General features: G+C 36.8%; 15 protein-coding genes. 14 read left to right on the forward strand and 1 reads right to left on the reverse strand.

Annotated features, from left to right (window positions below; genetic code table 11):
* Positions 1-167 precede the first annotated feature (167 nt).
* From ACRX5O_RS03100 to ACRX5O_RS03155, 12 genes are all read left to right on the forward strand, one after another.
* The gene (locus tag ACRX5O_RS03100) at positions 168-1,217 is read left to right on the forward strand and encodes a YpbB family protein (RefSeq protein ID WP_433904563.1); all 1,050 of its coding nucleotides are present in this window, start codon (positions 168-170) and stop codon (positions 1,215-1,217) included.
* Complete coding sequence (locus ACRX5O_RS03105) at positions 1,214-2,713, forward strand: RecQ family ATP-dependent DNA helicase (protein ID WP_433904564.1); 1,500 nt, start codon at positions 1,214-1,216, stop codon at positions 2,711-2,713. Before ACRX5O_RS03100 ends, ACRX5O_RS03105 begins: the two co-directional genes overlap by 4 nt.
* Complete coding sequence (locus ACRX5O_RS03110) at positions 2,706-3,308, forward strand: CPBP family intramembrane glutamic endopeptidase (RefSeq protein WP_433904565.1); 603 nt, start codon at positions 2,706-2,708, stop codon at positions 3,306-3,308. Before ACRX5O_RS03105 ends, ACRX5O_RS03110 begins: the two co-directional genes overlap by 8 nt.
* Entirely contained in the window at positions 3,301-3,996 is a 696-nt protein-coding gene (locus ACRX5O_RS03115; RefSeq protein WP_433904761.1) for a LysM peptidoglycan-binding domain-containing protein, read from the forward strand. The genes ACRX5O_RS03110 and ACRX5O_RS03115 overlap by 8 nt, the downstream gene beginning before the upstream one ends.
* Positions 3,997-4,092: 96 nt before the next feature.
* The gene (locus ACRX5O_RS03120) at positions 4,093-4,551 is read left to right on the forward strand and encodes a YpbF family protein (protein ID WP_433904566.1); all 459 of its coding nucleotides are present in this window, start codon (positions 4,093-4,095) and stop codon (positions 4,549-4,551) included.
* Between the two features lie 79 nt (positions 4,552-4,630).
* Positions 4,631-5,263, forward strand: a complete 633-nt coding sequence (locus ACRX5O_RS03125; RefSeq protein WP_433904567.1) for a CBS domain-containing protein — start codon at positions 4,631-4,633, stop codon at positions 5,261-5,263.
* A gap of 62 nt (positions 5,264-5,325) precedes the next feature.
* Positions 5,326-5,718, forward strand: coding sequence for a hypothetical protein (locus ACRX5O_RS03130; protein ID WP_433904568.1), 393 nt, complete (start codon positions 5,326-5,328; stop codon positions 5,716-5,718).
* Between the two features lie 17 nt (positions 5,719-5,735).
* Entirely contained in the window at positions 5,736-6,518 is a 783-nt protein-coding gene (locus ACRX5O_RS03135) for a metallophosphoesterase (RefSeq protein WP_433904569.1), read from the forward strand.
* Between the two features lie 82 nt (positions 6,519-6,600).
* Positions 6,601-7,509: a MerR family transcriptional regulator gene (locus tag ACRX5O_RS03140; protein WP_433904570.1), complete on the forward strand. Its 909-nt coding sequence runs from the start codon at positions 6,601-6,603 to the stop codon at positions 7,507-7,509.
* Between the two features lie 84 nt (positions 7,510-7,593).
* Positions 7,594-8,172: a genetic competence negative regulator gene (locus ACRX5O_RS03145; RefSeq protein WP_433904571.1), complete on the forward strand. Its 579-nt coding sequence runs from the start codon at positions 7,594-7,596 to the stop codon at positions 8,170-8,172.
* A gap of 274 nt (positions 8,173-8,446) precedes the next feature.
* On the forward strand, positions 8,447-9,724 hold the full coding sequence (locus ACRX5O_RS03150) for a Glu/Leu/Phe/Val family dehydrogenase (RefSeq protein WP_119708969.1): 1,278 nt from the start codon (positions 8,447-8,449) through the stop codon (positions 9,722-9,724).
* 75 nt (positions 9,725-9,799) lie between these two features.
* On the forward strand, positions 9,800-10,765 hold the full coding sequence (locus ACRX5O_RS03155; RefSeq protein ID WP_433904572.1) for a YpdA family putative bacillithiol disulfide reductase: 966 nt from the start codon (positions 9,800-9,802) through the stop codon (positions 10,763-10,765).
* A gap of 31 nt (positions 10,766-10,796) precedes the next feature.
* Here ACRX5O_RS03155 and ACRX5O_RS03160 read toward each other — a convergent pair whose 3' ends face one another.
* On the reverse strand, positions 10,797-11,765 hold the full coding sequence (locus tag ACRX5O_RS03160; RefSeq protein ID WP_433904573.1) for an asparaginase: 969 nt from the start codon (positions 11,763-11,765) through the stop codon (positions 10,797-10,799).
* A gap of 141 nt (positions 11,766-11,906) precedes the next feature.
* Here ACRX5O_RS03160 and prsW point away from each other — a divergent pair, with 141 nt between their 5' ends.
* Complete coding sequence (gene prsW, locus ACRX5O_RS03165; RefSeq protein ID WP_433904574.1) at positions 11,907-12,599, forward strand: glutamic-type intramembrane protease PrsW; 693 nt, start codon at positions 11,907-11,909, stop codon at positions 12,597-12,599.
* A 129-nt stretch (positions 12,600-12,728) separates the two neighbouring features.
* Complete coding sequence (sleB, locus tag ACRX5O_RS03170; protein WP_433904575.1) at positions 12,729-13,748, forward strand: spore cortex-lytic enzyme; 1,020 nt, start codon at positions 12,729-12,731, stop codon at positions 13,746-13,748.
* Positions 13,749-13,757 lie beyond the last annotated feature (9 nt).

Consider the following 13,757-nt stretch of genomic DNA (forward strand, 5'->3'; position numbering starts at 1 on the left):
TTGTAAAACTGAATGGTCAACATTTCAATAGAAAAAGTATTGAGAATGCTTATCATATAAGGGTTTGACCATTTATTGCATTTTTTATTCATTAAATGCGACTCATTTCATGCTACAATAATAGACATAAAAATACAAAAAATCCTACGTAGCGAAGGTGAATTAAATTGATAAATATTCTTGAACAGGTCGTTCTATATTGTTTATCAAAACTGGGTAAAGAACGAAGCAGCTCAAGTGTGTTTCATTTATTAAATGGTAAAAAATCATCTCAAACCATTCAGGACTCACATCTTTTTCAAGTAGAATCCTTTTTTCATACAGCGCATCATTTAACAAGAGAGCAATATGAGAGCATCATAAGCAAACTAATAAAACATGAATTTATTTATTTTTCTAGCAATCAGCAGATTGTCATTAGCGAAAGTGGACAACTTTTAATCAATGAATTGTATTCAATGTATCCATTCTTGAAAAACTTGCAAGGAGGAAAATATCACTATTGTATGCAATTTTGGGAAAGATTATCTTTACTCATTCAAGTATGCTCTAATCAAGTCAATAAACAAACAAGCTATATACCAGTTCAGAAAAATAGAGATACTCAAAATTGGATTAAGCATTTATTCGCAACATCGGTAGGAAACAGCAAAGATTTTCCTTGTAAGTTACTAAAAGAATTACAATCATTATTGGAGTCTTCAGAACTAGAGGTTGACCCAAGCGTATTAGTTGCAAGATTTTCGGGATTTCAATCAATTGGGTTAACGGAAATGCAAACGATAGAAATGCTTGGGATTGAAGAGAACTCCTACCGATTTCAATTTCAAGCCTTGCTTCATTATTTAATGAGGTCAATCGAGGAAAACCCTTCAGCCTATCCGTTATTAGCTAGAATGGCAGTTACAGATGAGCTTCATCAACTAACAGCTTCTGCCAAAAAAACATTCGAATTAATAAAGAAAGGAAAAGGAATTGTAGAAATCGGCCGAATAAGAAAACTAAAAGAAAGTACGATTCAAGATCATATAGTTGAGATTGCGCTTTTTGTTAACTCGTTTAATATTGACCGATTTGTTGAAGAGCCACTTCAGGATAGGATTAAAGAAGCGATTCAAAAAGCATCGTCAAAGCAGTTGAGGAAAATACGAGAAATAATAGATGTAGATTATTTCCAAATTCGGTTAGTGATTGCGAAATTTGGTGACCTACTATGATGTTAGAGTATGAATTAAAAACACATTTTGGATACGATCAATTTAAAATGGGCCAAAAAGAGATTATTGAAGCATTATTACAAGGAAAGAATGTCCTTGCAATGCTCCCAACCGGAACTGGTAAGTCACTTTGTTATCAACTACCCGCTTATCTTATGGAAGGTGTAGTGGTAGTGGTTACTCCATTGCTTTCATTGATGCAGGACCAAGTTGAACAGATGATGGCACGAGGTGAAAAACGAGTAGTAGCGATCAATTCTTTTCTAGAACGTGAGGAGAGAGGCAGTGTATTTGGTCGTTTGCATATGTATAAGTTTATTTATATCTCACCTGAAATGCTAATGAATGAATTTGTTGTTTCACAGCTAAATAAGTTAGTAATCAGCCTATTTGTGGTAGATGAGGCACATTGTATTTCGCAGTGGGGTTATGATTTTAGACCGGATTATTTAAAGTTAGGTGACATTCGTGAAGCTCTTGGAAGTCCTCAAACGATTGCTTTGACAGCCACAGCAGATCAGGAGGTTCGGTCCGATATTGTAAGAACATTAAAGCTAGATAAGTGGGAGGAGTTTGTTTCCTCTGTTGACCGTCCCAACATTAAAATGGTCGTAGACTATGTCAATGATGCAAGGGAAAAGCTTGATAGGCTGTTGGAGTGGGTATCTTTTTTACAAGGTCCAGGGATTATCTATTTTTCTAGTAAAAAATTAGCCGAAGAAGTAGCCGTTATGCTACGAAACAGTGGAGTTCCAAGAGCAATGGCGTACCACGGTGGGCTTGACCAGGAAAGTAGAATACTTATTCAGCAGCAATTTATTAAAGGGCAGCTTGATGTGATTTGTGCAACTAGCGCTTTTGGAATGGGAATCAATAAAGAAAATGTGCGGTTTGTGATCCATTTTCATATGCCCTTACAGCTAGAGTCTTACTTACAGGAGATCGGCAGAGCGGGAAGGGATGGAGAGAATAGCATATCCATTCTTTTGTATTCTCCTTATGATGAGCAACTTCCATACCAACTAGCAGAAGGAGAACTTCCTACAGAATATCAAATTCGTTGGCTGTTTCAACATTTTGGAGACCAACTGCTTTATGAGTGGGAAGAAATGGAGGAAAACATCCAGCATATTGGGGGATTTACGGATACTTCCTGGAGATTAACAAAAAATTTTCTCCGTAGTCTAACTAACAGTATGGATTTAAAAATTGAGGAAGAACGGTTTATAGAATATGTTGACAATAGAAAAAAGCATAAAAGGAAAAAGATAGTGGAGATGTTGAACTGGATTCAGTCGAAGGAGTGTAAGCGCAAGAAAGTTCTTTCATATTTTGGAGAAGTTACCCACGGGACTGTTGACGATTGTTGTTCTGTGTGCGGAATTGTTTACGATCACTACAAAATCAAGTGTTCAGAAGTAGTAGAGTATACGCCTTTTCAGTGGAAGGATTATTTGAGGGGTTTGCTTACGAAGAGTGGGACTAGTTATGAATAATAAATATGAAGAGTTGATTGACGAATTATCAGATAAGGAATTGTTAAAACATCTATACATGACACAAGTCATACTCGTAGTCCTTTCCATAGTTATAGGGTATTTTTTATTTGACAGTCTGAAGTCCTTTCTCGAACTTTTTGACTGGAAAGACCCTTTTATCTGGTGGGTAGGAGTTCCCACAGGATTACTTATCGTTTGTATTGATGCAACGTTTATGAAATTTCTTCCCTCCTCTTATTATGACGATGGAGGGTTAAATGAGAAATTGTTTTCAAACAGAAAAGGGTGGGAAATTCTCTTTATTGCAGCAATTGTTGCCACTAGTGAAGAGATTCTATTTCGAGGGATCATACAAACTCATTTTGGACTAATTGTATCTAGCATTATTTTTGCTGTCATTCATTACCGCTATCTATTTAATTGGTTTCTCTTTTTAAATATCACTCTGCTCAGTTTCTTTATTGGAGTAGTATACGAGTGGACAGGAAATCTCCTAGTGACTATTGCGATGCATTTTGTCATTGATGCGTTATTGGGATTTATTATCAAAAGAAAAGAGAGGATAAGAGAGGAACGTGAAAGAAATGAATAAAGAAGAGCCTATTAGAGATCAAGCAGAAAAACTTCGTAAAAGGATGAAGGATGTTGATCTAAAAGTAGATTCGACACAAGATGGAAAGACTACCCTTTCAAATGAAAAGCTTCCACCAAGGAGTAGAGTTCATAAACAAAAACAATTGAAAAAAAAGACAAAAATAAAAGTAAAGTATCCTCTTATTCGCTTGCTAGGTATGTTTTTTATCTTACTACCAATCGTGATTTTTAGTATTTATACGTATAATGACTCACAAAAATCATCGGTTAGTACGACGGTTGAAGAAAGTAAGGGAGCAGAAGCTGTTTATTATACGGATACAGAAGAGGAGATAGCGGAAAAAGAGGAAGAAAAAACGGTAACAGAAGAAGCCGTGACTGAAGAGAATGTGGAAGCAGAAGCAGGTACAGTTGAAGAATCTGCAAATGCGGAACAGGCCAATAGTAGCGAAGCTGCTCAAGAAACAACAACTACTCCTGAAAGCACAACTAACTCAAACACAAAAGCAGAGCCGGTAGATCAATCCGTTGTTTACCATAAAGTTCAGCCAGGAGAAACTGTATTTAGACTGGCTATGAAGTATTATAAATCACAGTCTGGTATTGATATTATTAAGAAAGCAAATTCATTATCATCAAACGAAATAACAGTAGGACAAACCTTAACCATACCGCTAAGTAAGTAATTGGGCTGAGCCATATAGATGGCTGAGCTCTTTTTTTTGAATCATCATAAAACGTCAGACAAGTTCATATTTATTTGATAGGGGGAGGGTAGAATAATGGAATCTGAAATTTTATTATTGGACGATCGAACGGATCAGGCTACTAGGCAAATGTTACAGAAAGTGGTAGATAAAAAAAGGAAGTTTGATAAATTAAAGCTTCGTCATTTACTTGTGATGTGGACGACCATTTTTCTCTGTTTTATTTATTTTTACTATCTTTATAAAGTAGTATTAACTCCTTACTCGTATTCTTTTGCAGCCATGTTTTCAGTATTTGTTGATCAATCAAGTAATCTCTATATGCTAGTCATCATTGTTGGATTATATGGACTTATGAATTTACTTCGAGAAAAGCGTGAGAAAGCCGAAAAGGAGTATCATGCACTTCGATGTGAAATCATTGATAAAAGTAAGGACCTTTGGAAAAAAGAAGATGAGTGGAAAAACCGTCACAAAGTATTTGAAATGATGAAGAAAAATTTTGACATAAACCTTTATCATGAAAGTAAGTAGGGCTTGACGAAAAAGTATTCTTTGCCCCTATTGTCGAATAATATATGGAAGACATTTACTCTTTCCTGAGGTGATTGACATGTTCGTAAAAAGTATTATGATACCAAAGCATCATTGTCATGTTGTTTCTTATCAAGACTCTCTGTTAAGTGCGCTTACTAAGCTTGAGGAAGAACAAATTGATGGGTTGCCCGTGTTAGATGGACAAACTTATGTAGGAACGGTTACAAGATACAGCATTTATGAAAATTATTTTAAAAGCCAGCAGACAAAAGATGAGTATTTAACAAATACAACCGTCTCACAAATTGCAACACATCAAGATCGCTTTTTGGAAGGAAATGAAATCTTCGAGAATTTATTGTTAGATTTGAAGGATTACCCTTTATTGTCGGTAGTTGATGTTAATCGAAAATTCTTAGGGGTTGTCACACGCTCCGATTGTTTAGAGCAATTCGGTTCAGCGTTTGGTGTACATCGCTCAGGAATTCGTATTGCATTTACCTCTGTAGAAACAGAGGGCAGGATTGCAAAACTTGCAGAAATTGCTCATCAATTCCATGAGCAAATTATTTCATTAGTAACTTTTGATGAAACGGATAAATTAGTTCGAAGAATTGTCTTGAAAATTGAAAAGAACAATAATGTTGATAAGTTTGTTAAAAAGCTAGAGGATTTTGGTTTTCGTATTCTAAACATACATGAAGATTAATTGTAAGATAAATGTGTAACAAGATTGATTCCTCTCATACATTGTTTATGGGAGGGATTTTTGTGTATGTGAAGAAACTCATAAAACTTTTGTTCGGATATATTTGTGGATTATTATTTATAGTATGGATACCTATCCATTTTCCAAATAATTTATCAGATATTATTGTAGAGGTTGTATTAAGTCCTGTTCCTTTTATTGCTTCTATTTTAGCGTTTTTTATTGGGTTTTTAATAAATGCTGACTTAATTAAGAACGGTATTGAAATGATGGTGGTTAGCAATGGGCGGGGGAAGTTGTTAAAGCTTGAATGTCTTTTGCTATTTTGTGTGTGTTTAAGTTTTTATTTCCTATCATTGGTCTCTGTATGGCCAGCGGTTGCTTTTTTTTGTTTCTCATTGCTTTATGGTATGATTTCATTAGATTACGAGCTTCTTCGTGAAAGTAAAGAATAATATAAAGTGGAGGATATATGGAGTTCCTATTTTATGCGTTAGTTTTAGTAGCAGTCTCGCTACTTGTTTTTATGTACAAAGAGGCATTTCGAAATAAAGTTCAAACCCATCATTTTACTTTTTCAGAGTTTCCTAAGAGCTTTGGTGAACTAAAGCTTTTTTTTATATCCGATATTCATAAGCGCCCTATCTCTGACAAAATAATACAGGATGTGAAAGCAAAAGGACAGGTAGACCTAGTAATCATTGGTGGTGACCTTCTTGAAAAAGGAGTCGATTTTCAAAGGGTAAGACAAAATCTTACCCTTCTCAAACAGTTGGGACCATTGTATTTTGTTTGGGGAAATAATGATTACGAAGTTGACTATCATGAGCTAGATGCTTTGCTTCTTGATAACGGAGTGAAGATATTAGATAATACAGCGGTTTCCTTTGAATCAGAAGCAGGGGAAGTGATGGTTCTCCTTGGAGTTGATGACCTTCAATTAAAGAGAGATCGGTTGGACTTAGCACTTCAGGATGCCCAAGCGGAGGGTTTTCGTATACTCGTCAGCCATAATCCGAGAATTACGGAAAAAATACAGGTACAAGACCGGATTTCGTTAGTGTTGAGTGGACATACTCATGGAGGTCAAATTAGAATATTTGGGTTCGGACCGTATGAGCTAGGGGGATACCACCCAAAAAAAAATACCTCTCTTCTTGTAAGTAATGGCTATGGAACGACAGCTGTGCCACTAAGGCTAGGAGCAAGAGCTGAAACGCATTTCATTTCCATTTCCAATAAAGATCAAGAGTAAGTGTCAGCCTATACAAAGTTTACACATTTTTTATATGAACTGTATAATGTGAGTATGTTACGAGTTATACGGAGGAAAGACAATGGCGACAGAAGAAGGAAAATATAATATAAAAGCGGTCTCAAAAATGTTAGGAATTCAAGCAGGAACGCTACGTGCTTGGGAAAGGCGCTATCAGATGGTAGCGCCAAAAAGAAACGAATCGGGACATCGTCTTTACACGGAAGAACATGTAAGAATATTAAGGTGGCTTCAAGACAAAGTGAATAAAGGCTTTACCATTAGCCAAGCTGTTACTTTACTTGAAAACAATGAGATTGAAGAAAAGGAAGGTCTCCTACATGTTCAAACAGGTGGAGACCAATCAAGTGCCATGGCGGACAAGTTACTTCAATCACTACTTGCTTTTGACGAAAAAACTGCACATGATATCATTAATCAAGCATTTAGTTTGTTTACAGTAGATAAGGTAATGGTAGATATTTTGGGCACATTGCTTGTAAAAATTGGTGATTTATGGGAAAATTCTAAGATCACTACCGCACATGAACACTTTGCCTCATCTATTCTCCGATCAAGAATTGGTATGATTTTGCACTCCTTTCCGCATAATCCGATGATGCCAAAGGCCATAGCAGTTTGTGGGCCAGGAGAGTGGCATGAACTCGGCCTGCTCATCTTTACGTTATTTTTAAGACGTAAAGGATTTGAGGTAATTTATTTGGGAGCAAGTATAGCTGAAAAAGATATCGATGAGGTTATTAAGATTGTAAAGCCAAAATTTATCTTCTTTTCCTGTACAATGAAGGAAAATGTTAGCGGAACACTACAACTCACAGAGAAATTGGTAAAGAACTACGAAGACATACATATTGGATTGGGTGGGTTTGCATTTGACACCATTACTGAAAAAGAAAAGGTCAAATATCATGACCACATTATAGGTGCCTCACGTAATGAGTGGGACAGTTGGTTAAAAACCAGAATGTAAGAAGGAATATCGATTAGACAATTCACCTTCCTGCTAGAATTTCATACACTAAACAAACAGTTGTTCACAGCAGGGGGCTTTATAATGCGCTTAGAACGATTAACGTACAATAAAATAAAAATTTTTTTAACTACTGATGATTTATCTGAAAGAGGATTAACAAAAGAGGATATATGGAAAGATTCTTTAAAGTGGCATCAATTGTTCCATGAGATGCTTGAAGAAGCAAGTGAACAATTTGATGTGGATATACAAGGAACGGTTGCAGTAGAAATCTTTACGATGCATACTCAGGGTATGGTCATGGTTGTCACGATGGATGAGGAAGAAGAAGATAGCTCCTTAATGGATTCCTTTTATGATTTACAGGTAAGTGTAAAGGAAAAGCAGGACCTCATTTATGAATTTACCAATTTTGAGTATGTGATTCAAGTGTCCCATCAGCTTAAGGTACTCGGCTTTACTGGGGGAAGCTTATATGTAATGGATGACAGGTATTATTTTTGTATAGAAAATGTAGAGGACTGTAACTTAATGTTAGTGGCAGTTGTTCTATCTGAATACTCAAACCCTACTCTTGAAAGTATTCATCGCATAAAGGAGTATGGGAAAACAGTGATTGATCAAGAAGCGGTTGAGACAATTGTTCATTACTTTAAGTAATGGACTGTCTCTGCCGTTTTTTTCTAAAAGAATATCTTGAGGCGAAAAACAGACACTAGTAAATAGTATTTAAATAGAAGGTGAAACGCCCCATTTAAGGCTGATAAGGGATGGGTAAAAATACAGAAAATTCCCTAAATAACAACAATGGTAGCGTTTACAGAAAATATCGTAAAAATGTCAAAAAATTTTCATTTATTATTGCATAAATTACCTAAAAGTGTATACTATGTCATGAATGGGACAACATTGTTAGTGATTTTAGGAGGGTAAAATAGTGGCCGAAAAAGGGACTACAAACATAAACCATGAAGAAAAGCTTGATGTGCTAAGATCGACTCAAACCGTTATTCACAGTGCATTAGAAAAGCTTGGCTACCCTGAAGAAGTATATGAACTATTAAAAGAACCAATGAGAATGTTAACAGTAAAAATCCCAGTAAGGATGGACGATGGGTCAGTAAAGATATTTACAGGGTATCGTGCACAACACAATGATGCTGTTGGGCCTACAAAAGGAGGAATTCGTTTCCATCCTGGTGTAACAGAAAAGGAAGTAAAGGCACTTTCTATTTGGATGAGCTTAAAATGTGGAATCGTTGACTTACCATATGGCGGAGGTAAGGGGGGCATTGTGTGTGACCCTCGTGATATGTCATTTCGTGAACTTGAACGCTTAAGTCGTGGCTACGTTAGAGCAATAAGTCAAATTGTTGGACCAACCAAAGATATTCCGGCGCCAGATGTGTTTACAAATTCACAAATTATGGCTTGGATGATGGATGAGTATAGTCGAATAGATGAATTTAATTCTCCAGGATTTATTACTGGAAAACCACTCGTATTAGGTGGTTCACATGGTAGGGAATCGGCAACAGCAAAGGGTGTAACTATTTGTATAAGAGAAGCTGCTGCGAAGAAAGGTATTAATATTGAAGGTGCGCGCGTGGTCGTCCAAGGGTTTGGAAACGCAGGCAGCTATCTATCAAAGTTTATGCATGATGCAGGTGCAAAAGTAGTGGGTATCTCCGATGCTTATGGAGCATTACATGATCCAAATGGATTGGATATAGATTATTTATTGGATAGACGTGATAGCTTTGGAACTGTTACGAAGCTATTTAATAATACGATCACTAATAAAGAGTTGCTTGAATTAGACTGTGACATCTTGGTTCCTGCGGCAATTGAGAATCAAATCACAGAAGAAAATGCCCATAATATTCGCGCGAAGATTGTTGTTGAAGCAGCAAATGGTCCAACGACACTCGAAGCGACTAAGATCTTAACGGACCGAGGGATTTTGCTTGTACCTGATGTGCTTGCCTCTGCAGGTGGAGTTACCGTTTCTTACTTTGAGTGGGTCCAAAATAATCAAGGGTATTACTGGACGGAAGAAGAAGTGGAAGAAAAATTAGAAAAGGTTATGTGTAAATCCTTTAATAATATATATGATACTGCACAAACAAGACGCGTAGATATGCGATTAGCAGCATATATGGTTGGTGTAAGGAAAATGGCCGAAGCATCAAGATTTAGAGGTTGGATTTAATGATTTATATTTGAAAAGCAATAAAAAATCTCCTATCATAAAATGATGGAGATTTTTTATTTAGGAGAGAGAGCGATGCAAATAGAAGATGTAATTATAATTGGTGGAGGACCGTGTGGGCTGTCAACGGCAATCGCATTGAAAAAAATTGGGAAGAATCCGCTTATTATTGAAAAAGGAAATATAGTGAATGCGATTTATCATTATCCTACACACCAAACATTTTTTAGTACGAGTGAGAAATTAGAAATTGGAGAAGTTCCTTTTCTAACGGAGGAATACAAACCTAGAAGAAATCAAGCATTGGTTTATTACCGGGAAGTAGTAAAAAGGAAAGGTTTACGGGTTCATCCTTTTGAAAAAGTAACAAGTGTGAAAAAAGAAGCTAATGAGTTTATCGTTCGGACGGATAAAAAGGAGTATGCTGCAAAGTATGTGATTGTCGCAACCGGTTATTATGATCATCCAAATTTGATGGGAATTCCAGGTGAGGATTTACCAAAGGTTTCTCATTATTTCAAGGAAGCCCATCCTTATTTTGATCAGGATATTGTTGTCGTTGGAGGGAAGAACTCAAGCGTTGATGCTACGATTGAGCTTGTAAAAGCAGGTGCAAGAGTAACCGTCATTTATCGTGGAAAAGAATACTCTCCTTCTATTAAACCATGGATTCTTCCTGAATTTGATTCACTCGTTCGAAATGGTGTCGTAAAGATGGAATTTGAAGCAGAGTTAAAGGAAATTGAATGTGATAAAGTAACTTATCTCAAACATGGCAAAGAGTATAGCATAAAAAACGACTTTGTTTTTGCTATGACGGGTTATCATCCAGATCATAGTTTTCTTGATCAAATGGGTATAGAAATTGATAGAGACACTGGAAGGCCAAGGTATGATGGAGAAACGATGGAAAGCAATATTGATGGCATTTATATTGCAGGTGTATTGGCGGCTGGAAACAATGCGAATGAAATTTTTATTGAAAATGGCCGCTTCCATGGAGAGCAAATAGCTCAATCAATAGCTAATAAAGAATCGTAAGAAATACCGGGCGAATGTTTGCCCGGTATTTTTATTGAAACATGTGATCCAGTTTTTTTATATCGGTAGTTGATTCTAGAGCAATCATCAACTTAATTCTAGCCTTCTGCCCATTTAGACCTTTAGAGAAAATGACACCTAAATCCTTAAACTGCTTCCCGCCGCCTTCATAGCTATAGACATCTTCTGCGAGACCATTAAAGCATCTTGATACAAAAACAACTGGTATTTTGTTTTCGAGCAGAAGCTTAATACCATGAATAGTTGCTGGAGGAAGATTTCCTTGTCCTAACGCCTCAATGACAACTCCGTTAAAATGTAAATCGTTTATCGCATAAAGAAGGGAGGAATCCATTCCGGCATGAGCTTTAATTAGTACCACACGTTTAGAAATGTTCTCCACATGATACATCTCTCTTTTCTTTGGTGAGTGGTGAAAGAAAACTCCTCTTTTTGTCACAGTCCCAATCGGTCCATACTGTGGGCTTTGAAAGGTAGATACATTGCTTGTATGAGTCTTCGTTACATTTACTGCCGTGTGTATTTCGTCGTTTAATACAACTAGAACTCCATTTCCAACCGCTTCCTCACTATTTGCTACTTTTAAAGCGGAAAGTAAATTATATAGACCGTCTGAACCAATTTCGTTACTTGACCTCATGGCCCCTGTCAAAACAATCGGTATGCTTGTCCGAATCGTTAAATCTAAGAAATAGGCAGTTTCCTCTAATGTATCAGTGCCGTGTGTAATCACGACTCCGTTAATTTTGTCTTCCTTTATATAAGATTCAATAATTGTTTTCAATTGGAGCATTTCTTTTGCCGTAATATGGGGTGAGGGCAGCTGGAAAGGCTCCTCAATGATTAAATTAGCAACGGACAAAAGCTCCCTTGTTTTATCGACAATTGGATTTTTTTCGCCCGGTTTTACAGCTCCTGTTTCCGTATCCTCACTCATTGCTATCGTTCCGCCTGTGTGGATAACAAGTAGATTTTTCATAAGAACCTCCTGTTAGATCATCCTGTTAGAATCATACCTATATGAAAGCCACTTCGTCTACATGAAACGTCAAAAATATAGATTTTCTTTCTTAAGAACTCATGATACGATGGAAGAAACGAATGGAAAAGAGGATAGCAAATGCTAGGGATTTTTTCTGCTGGGATAGCTCCTGGCTTAGCTCTTCTTAGTTATTTCTACTTAAGGGATGAGTACGGGTCAGAACCAATCTCAGTGGTATTACGTACATTTATATACGGTGCACTGCTTGTTTTTCCAATTATGTTTATTCAATATGTTATTGATGTAGAGCATTTAGTTGTTTCTGATTTTTTAAATGCCTTCTTTACTACAGGGTTTTTGGAAGAATTTTTCAAGTGGTTCATACTTTTTTATGCAATTTATCAACATGTTGAATTTGACGAACCGTACGATGGAATTGTGTATGGTACCTCGGTAGCACTAGGGTTCGCAACAAGTGAAAATATATTGTATTTATTGGCTAATGGCGTCGAGCACGCTGTGGGTCGAGCGCTATTACCTGTTTCAAGTCATGCGCTTTTTGGTGTGTTAATGGGCTACTATTTAGGAAAAGGAAAATTTACGAAAGAGAATAAAGGGAAATGGCTCTTATTTTCACTGTTTCTTCCTGTATTTTTTCATGGTATTTATGATTATATTTTAATGTCCTTCGAATACTGGCTGATCTTTATTTTGCCATTTATGATTTTTTTGTGGTGGCTTGCTCTCCGTAAGGTGAAGAGTGCGAGACACTTGAGCGGAATAAAGGCAACTAATGATGATATACACATTCAAAACCCCCTTCAATTATAAAATTGAAAGGGGTTTTTTGTCTTTTGATTCTTACTTAAAGAAGTTTCTAGTAGCTTTTTGCATAAAAAACCAACCTCTACAAAAAATAGGATTAATGTTAATAAGATTTACATCTGGGGGTTGCAAACGATGAACAAAAAAATTTTATTAATGAAAGTTGCTACAATCTTCTTTCTAACACAAGTTATTATCCCCTTTACAACAAAGGTGGATCAGGTTGATGCCTTCACCAATCAAGTGATTCAACAAGGGGCAGTAGGTGAAGATGTTATTGAACTTCAATCACGTCTTCAGTACATCGGTTATTATAATGGGAAAATTGACGGTGTATTTGGATGGAAGACGTATTGGGCTCTAAGAAACTTTCAGTACGAATTTGGACTGCCAATCGATGGACTTGCTGGACCAACAACAAAGCAAAAATTAGTAAAAGCAACAAAGTACAATGAACAATTTGTTAAGGAACAAATAAATAATGGAAACAAATTTACTCATTATGGTGGAGTAGATTTAGCAAAGCAAAAGAAGCCAAACCCGAAAGTAACTAAGGCACAGCCGAATAAGAATCAAGGAACGGCAACAGCAAAAAAACCAACAACAAAAACTCAAGCAAAAACGCCAACTGCACAACAACCGAAACAGAATACAACAGCAGCTAAGAAGCCGCAAAATAATAATACGGCAGCAAAGAAACCCACCGCACCACAAGCAAATGCTGGAAAACAAGCTGGCCCGAAAGCAACAGCTGCAACTCCACCAAAAAAACCTACAGCTGCTAATGTACCAAGTGGGTTTTCACAGAATGATATTCAATTAATGGCAAACGCTGTGTATGGAGAAGCAAGGGGAGAACCTTATATTGGTCAAGTAGCGGTGGCGGCTGTCATATTAAACAGGGTGCAAAGTGCTACATTTCCTAATACGGTTTCAGGTGTTATTTTTGAGCCAAGAGCGTTTACTGCCGTTGCGGATGGCCAGATTTGGTTAACCCCAAATGAGAACGCAAAAAAGGCGGTTCTGGACGCAATGAACGGTTGGGATCCGACTGGTAATGCCATCTATTATTTTAACCCTGACACGGCGACAAGTGGATGGATATGGTCTAGACCACAAATTAAGCGCATCGGAAAGCATATATTCTGTAAATAGGGGTGAGGT

Origin of the sequence: Robertmurraya mesotrionivorans (assembly GCF_050971805.1) — a bacterium.
Classification (GTDB): domain Bacteria; phylum Bacillota; class Bacilli; order Bacillales; family Cytobacillaceae; genus Robertmurraya_A.

What these genes read in the sequence shown, in the direction of transcription:
- ACRX5O_RS03125 (WP_433904567.1), top strand. Translation starts at nt 4,631, where the DNA reads ATGTTCGTAAAAAGTATTATGATACCAAAGCATCATTGTCATGTTGTT.
- sleB (WP_433904575.1), top strand. Translation starts at nt 12,729, where the DNA reads ATGAACAAAAAAATTTTATTAATGAAAGTTGCTACAATCTTCTTTCTA.
- ACRX5O_RS03160 (WP_433904573.1), bottom strand. Translation starts at nt 11,765, where the DNA reads ATGAAAAATCTACTTGTTATCCACACAGGCGGAACGATAGCAATGAGT.
- ACRX5O_RS03155 (WP_433904572.1), top strand. Translation starts at nt 9,800, where the DNA reads ATGCAAATAGAAGATGTAATTATAATTGGTGGAGGACCGTGTGGGCTG.
- ACRX5O_RS03110 (WP_433904565.1), top strand. Translation starts at nt 2,706, where the DNA reads ATGAATAATAAATATGAAGAGTTGATTGACGAATTATCAGATAAGGAA.
- ACRX5O_RS03105 (WP_433904564.1), top strand. Translation starts at nt 1,214, where the DNA reads ATGATGTTAGAGTATGAATTAAAAACACATTTTGGATACGATCAATTT.
- ACRX5O_RS03140 (WP_433904570.1), top strand. Translation starts at nt 6,601, where the DNA reads ATGGCGACAGAAGAAGGAAAATATAATATAAAAGCGGTCTCAAAAATG.
- ACRX5O_RS03115 (WP_433904761.1), top strand. Translation starts at nt 3,301, where the DNA reads ATGAATAAAGAAGAGCCTATTAGAGATCAAGCAGAAAAACTTCGTAAA.
- ACRX5O_RS03145 (WP_433904571.1), top strand. Translation starts at nt 7,594, where the DNA reads ATGCGCTTAGAACGATTAACGTACAATAAAATAAAAATTTTTTTAACT.
- prsW (WP_433904574.1), top strand. Translation starts at nt 11,907, where the DNA reads ATGCTAGGGATTTTTTCTGCTGGGATAGCTCCTGGCTTAGCTCTTCTT.
- ACRX5O_RS03135 (WP_433904569.1), top strand. Translation starts at nt 5,736, where the DNA reads ATGGAGTTCCTATTTTATGCGTTAGTTTTAGTAGCAGTCTCGCTACTT.
- ACRX5O_RS03120 (WP_433904566.1), top strand. Translation starts at nt 4,093, where the DNA reads ATGGAATCTGAAATTTTATTATTGGACGATCGAACGGATCAGGCTACT.